This window comes from Embleya sp. NPDC050493 (assembly GCF_044458105.1).
Classification (GTDB): domain Bacteria; phylum Actinomycetota; class Actinomycetes; order Streptomycetales; family Streptomycetaceae; genus Embleya.
Genome location: NZ_JBITHP010000016.1, coordinates 230,438 through 234,431, shown reverse-complemented (window position 1 = coordinate 234,431; position 3,994 = coordinate 230,438). Strand labels below are relative to the sequence as shown.

The window sequence follows — 3,994 nt, the reverse complement described above, 5'->3', positions numbered from 1 at the left end:
GCGGCGCCCCCCCCCCCGCCCGCCCCCCGGGGGGGGGGGGGGGGGGGGGGGGGGCCGCCCCCCCCCCCCCCCCCGGGCGGGGGGGGGGGGGGGGTGCCCCCCCCCCCCCCCCCCCCCCCCCCGCGGCCCACCCCTCCATCCTTCTCCCCGAGTTCGCCCCCCGACCCCCTCGCTTCACCGCCCCTGCGCGCTTCCCCACCCCACGTCCCCCGCGTCCCGCCCCACGCCCCCCGCGTCCCTTCCCGCTTCCCCTGTGCTCGTCCGCGATTCCCCCACCTGTCCCCCCGCATTTCCCGCCCCCACGCCCCCGGGGTGTCACTCCTCGGCCGCCGCCTTCCGACCGCTCCGGCGTTACTTCCCCAAGACGCCTTCGCGGATCGTGAGCGGGGCCGTTCCCCCCTCCCCCGAGGGGCGGGGCTAGTCGTGCCCGGTCAGTGCGGCGAGTTCGGCGGGGGTGGGTCGGTCGCTCCGTGCGCATGCCACGCGCCCCTTCCGACGCGTGCCGCCAACCGGACGAGTGCTGCACCTCATGCCCTGCTCCTGTTCCCCGAGGCGAACCCTTGCGGTTCCGCTCCCAACAGGGACTTGTCTACAGGCAGGCGTTCCCGACACACAACGGGTGCTTGACACATTTGATCACCAAGAGTGAATCATGGTCACGAAATGGCCAAAGAGGTTTGTTTCAGGCGTGGTTGTCGAACGGCGCGACAAGGGAACGCAAAAGCCCGGCGAGAGCCGCCTGCTGATCGTCCGTCAGGCCCGCCAGGATGGCTCGCTCCTGGCCGAGCAGCTCGGCCATCGCCGCGTCGACCCGATCACGACCGTCGTCGGTCAACCGGACCAGTACGCCGCGCCGGTCGTCCGGATCGGGAAGTCGCAACACCAGGCCCTTGGCGGCGAGTCGGTCGATCCGGTTGGTCATCGTCCCGGAGGTCACCAGCGTCTGGGTGAGCAACTGGCCGGGCGAGAGCTGATACGGCGCGCCGTCCCGGCGCAGCGCGGAGAGCACGTCGAACTCCCACGGTTCGAGGTCGCGCGCGGAGAACGCGGTGCGCCGGGCGCGGTCCAGATGCCTCGCCAGTCGGGTGACCCGGCTCAGTACTTCGAGGGGTTCGACGTCGAGGTCCGGGCGCTCCCGCTTCCATGCCGCGACAAGCCGGTCGACCTCGTCTTTCATGGGATCATTCTAGCCAGTCGTTCGATGCCAAGCCTCTTGATATCGAGATAAGACTGAGCAATATCCGACACTTTCCCTCGGATCCGAGCGAGTCCGACCGGCTTCGAGCGGCTCGAACGACGTCGGGTGCCCGGGAAATCCCTGGCCCGGGTCGGACCCGGCCGGCAGGGTGAGGCGCATGAACGCCAGCCGTCCGGACCGTACCCGGCGCGTCGCCAACGCCGCCCGCGCCCTGCATGGCCTCGCCCTCGGCGACGCCTTCGGCCAACAATGGTTCTTCTATCGGGGCACCGAGGCGACCGAGCGTCAGGCCCGCCGGATCGCACCGGAGGCCGAGCTCTGGCACTGGACCGACGACACCGCGATGGCGCTGTCCGTGCTGCGCATCCTGCACCTGTGCGACGACGTCGACCAGGACGCACTGGCCGCGCACTTCGCCGCGTCCTACATGGCCGACCCGCATCGCGGCTACGGCCCGTCGATGCACGGCGTGCTGCGCGCGATCCACGAGGGCGAGCCGTGGCGCGAGGTGACGCGCCGTCAATTCGAGGGCCAGGGCTCGTGGGGCAACGGCGCCGCGATGCGGGTCGCACCGCTGGGCGCGTGGCATGCGGACGAGGACCTCTCCCACGTCGCGGCCGAGGCCGAGCGCTCCGCCGCGACCACGCACGCCCACCCGGAGGCGGCGGCGGGCGCGGTCGCGGTGGCGATCGCGGCGGCCCTGGCGACCCGCGGGCGGGACGAACCGGCCCCGGATCCGGTCGCGTTCCTGACCGAGGTGGCGCGGCACACGCCGGAGAGCGACGTGGCCTCCGGCATCCGCACCGCAGCCCGGCTGCCGGCCGGCTCCTCGGTCCGCAACGCGGTGAGCGTATTGGGCAACGGAACCCGGATCAGCGCTCCCGACACGGTCCCCTTCGCCCTGTGGACGGCGGCACACCACCTGGACGCCTTGGACGACGCCCTGTGGGAAACGGCCCGGGGCATGGGCGACGTCGACACGACGTGCGCGATCACGGCGGGCGTGGTGGCGTCGCGCACCGGTTCGGCCGACATCCACAGCTCCTGGCGCACGGCCCGCGAGCCCGTCCCGGGCTGGGTCGACACGGGCGGCGGAACGTCCGCGGGCCGGACGTGAAAGCGGGCCCGCCGACCTCGAACGAAGTCGGCGGGCCCACCGCTGCCGGACCGGCTCCGGGACGAACCCCCCGGTGCTCGGCACCCGCATCACGATCGTGCCGGGCGGGCTCCCGGAACACACCGAGGGCGGGCCGTTCGGCCCGCCCTCGGTCACCACCGACCGGCCTCCGGGGCGGCGAAACCGACGAGCGGTTCCCGGCCCCGGCTCGGGGTCAGATCAGGCCCAGCTCGCGCACCGCGTCGCGCTCCTCGGCCAGTTCCCGCACCGACGCGTCGATCCGGCCGCGGGAGAACTCGTTGATGTCCAGGCCCTGGACGATCTCCCACTTGCCGTCCTTACAGACGACCGGGAAGGACGAGATGAGGCCCTCGGGCACCCCGTAGGAGCCGTCCGAGACGACACCCATCGAGGTCCAGTCGCCGTCGGCGGTGCCGTTGACCCAGGTGTGCACGTGGTCGATCGCCGCGTTGGCCGCGGACGCCGCCGAGGAGGCGCCGCGCGCCTCGATGATCGCCGCGCCGCGCTTGGCGACGGTCGGGATGAAGGTGTCCGCGAGCCAGGTCTGGTCGTCGACCACCTCGGCGGCGTTCTTGCCGGCGATCTGCGCGTGGAAGACGTCCGGGTACTGGGTGGCCGAGTGGTTGCCCCAGATGGTCAGCTTCGCGATGTCGGTGACCGCGACGCCGGTCTTCTTCGCGAGCTGGGTCAGCGCGCGGTTGTGGTCCAGGCGGGTCATCGCGGTGAAGCGCTCGGCCGGTACGTCCGGCGCGTGCTGCTGCGCGATCAGCGCGTTGGTGTTGGCCGGGTTGCCGACCACGAGCACCTTGATGTCGTCCGCGGCACCGGCGTTGATCGCCTCGCCCTGCGGCTTGAAGATGCCACCGTTGGCGGCCAGCAGGTCGCCGCGCTCCATGCCCTTGGTCCGCGGGCGGGCGCCGACCAGCAGGGCCACGTTCGCACCGGCGAAGCCGTCGGTCGGGTTGTCGAAGATGTCGATCCCGTCGAGCAGCGGGAACGCACAGTCGTCGAGCTCCATCGCGGTGCCCTCGGCGGCCTTGACCGCCTGCGGAATCTCCAGGAGGCGCAGGCGCACGGGGGTGTCGGGGCCGAGCAGGTGACCGGAGGCGATGCGGAACAGCAGCGCATAGCCGATCTGACCGGCCGCGCCCGTGACGGTGACGTTGACGGGGGTACGGGACATTGCGCGCGGGTCTCCTCTGCTGCGGCGGGATCCGACGCCGATGGCAGTCCGCCGGTAGCTCGGCATCGAGATACTTTTCGCCGCCACATTACTCCGGCCCCCGGGGCCGCTCCGCCAACCACCGGTGTGAGGTTCGCCCCGAACCGGTTTCCGCCCGCCGCGTTTTCGTTTCGACGGAACCGACCGGTAGGTTCATCACTTATCGGAGTCGATCGATTCCGGAGGGTGACACGTGTCCGCGTCGGACCCGTCCGAGCCGGCCGGCGGACCCGCCTCCGGCCTCCCGGGCGCATCGGTGCCGGCCGATGCCGCCGCGCCGGACCCGATCGACGCGGTCGCCCTCGGCCGGCTGTACCGACGTGCCGTGGGGGGGGGGGGGGGGGGGGGGGGGGCCCCGCCCCCCCCCCCCCCGGGCCCGGGGGGGGGGGGGGGCGCCCGGGGGAGGGGGGGCAGAGGCGGAGCGCAGCGGGGCGGG

3 protein-coding genes are annotated in these 3,994 nt (G+C 73.0%); 1 reads left to right on the top strand and 2 read right to left on the bottom strand.

Features of this window, described 5'->3' with window-relative positions; translation table 11 throughout:
* Positions 1-682 precede the first annotated feature (682 nt).
* The gene (locus tag ACIBM5_RS28595) at positions 683-1,177 is read right to left on the bottom strand and encodes a MarR family winged helix-turn-helix transcriptional regulator (protein WP_396009383.1); all 495 of its coding nucleotides are present in this window, start codon (positions 1,175-1,177) and stop codon (positions 683-685) included.
* 178 nt (positions 1,178-1,355) lie between these two features.
* Here ACIBM5_RS28595 and ACIBM5_RS28590 point away from each other — a divergent pair, with 178 nt between their 5' ends.
* A complete protein-coding gene (locus ACIBM5_RS28590) occupies positions 1,356-2,315 on the top strand; it encodes an ADP-ribosylglycohydrolase family protein (RefSeq protein WP_396009382.1) in 960 nt (319 codons plus the stop codon).
* Between the two features lie 214 nt (positions 2,316-2,529).
* Here ACIBM5_RS28590 and ACIBM5_RS28585 read toward each other — a convergent pair whose 3' ends face one another.
* Positions 2,530-3,519: a malate dehydrogenase gene (locus tag ACIBM5_RS28585; protein WP_391585324.1), complete on the bottom strand. Its 990-nt coding sequence runs from the start codon at positions 3,517-3,519 to the stop codon at positions 2,530-2,532.
* Positions 3,520-3,994 lie beyond the last annotated feature (475 nt).

Excerpts from the sequence above, each read along its gene's own strand:
- ACIBM5_RS28595 (WP_396009383.1), bottom strand. The coding sequence starts at position 1,177 with ATGAAAGACGAGGTCGACCGGCTTGTCGCGGCATGGAAGCGGGAGCGC.
- ACIBM5_RS28590 (WP_396009382.1), top strand. The coding sequence starts at position 1,356 with ATGAACGCCAGCCGTCCGGACCGTACCCGGCGCGTCGCCAACGCCGCC.
- ACIBM5_RS28585 (WP_391585324.1), bottom strand. The coding sequence starts at position 3,519 with ATGTCCCGTACCCCCGTCAACGTCACCGTCACGGGCGCGGCCGGTCAG.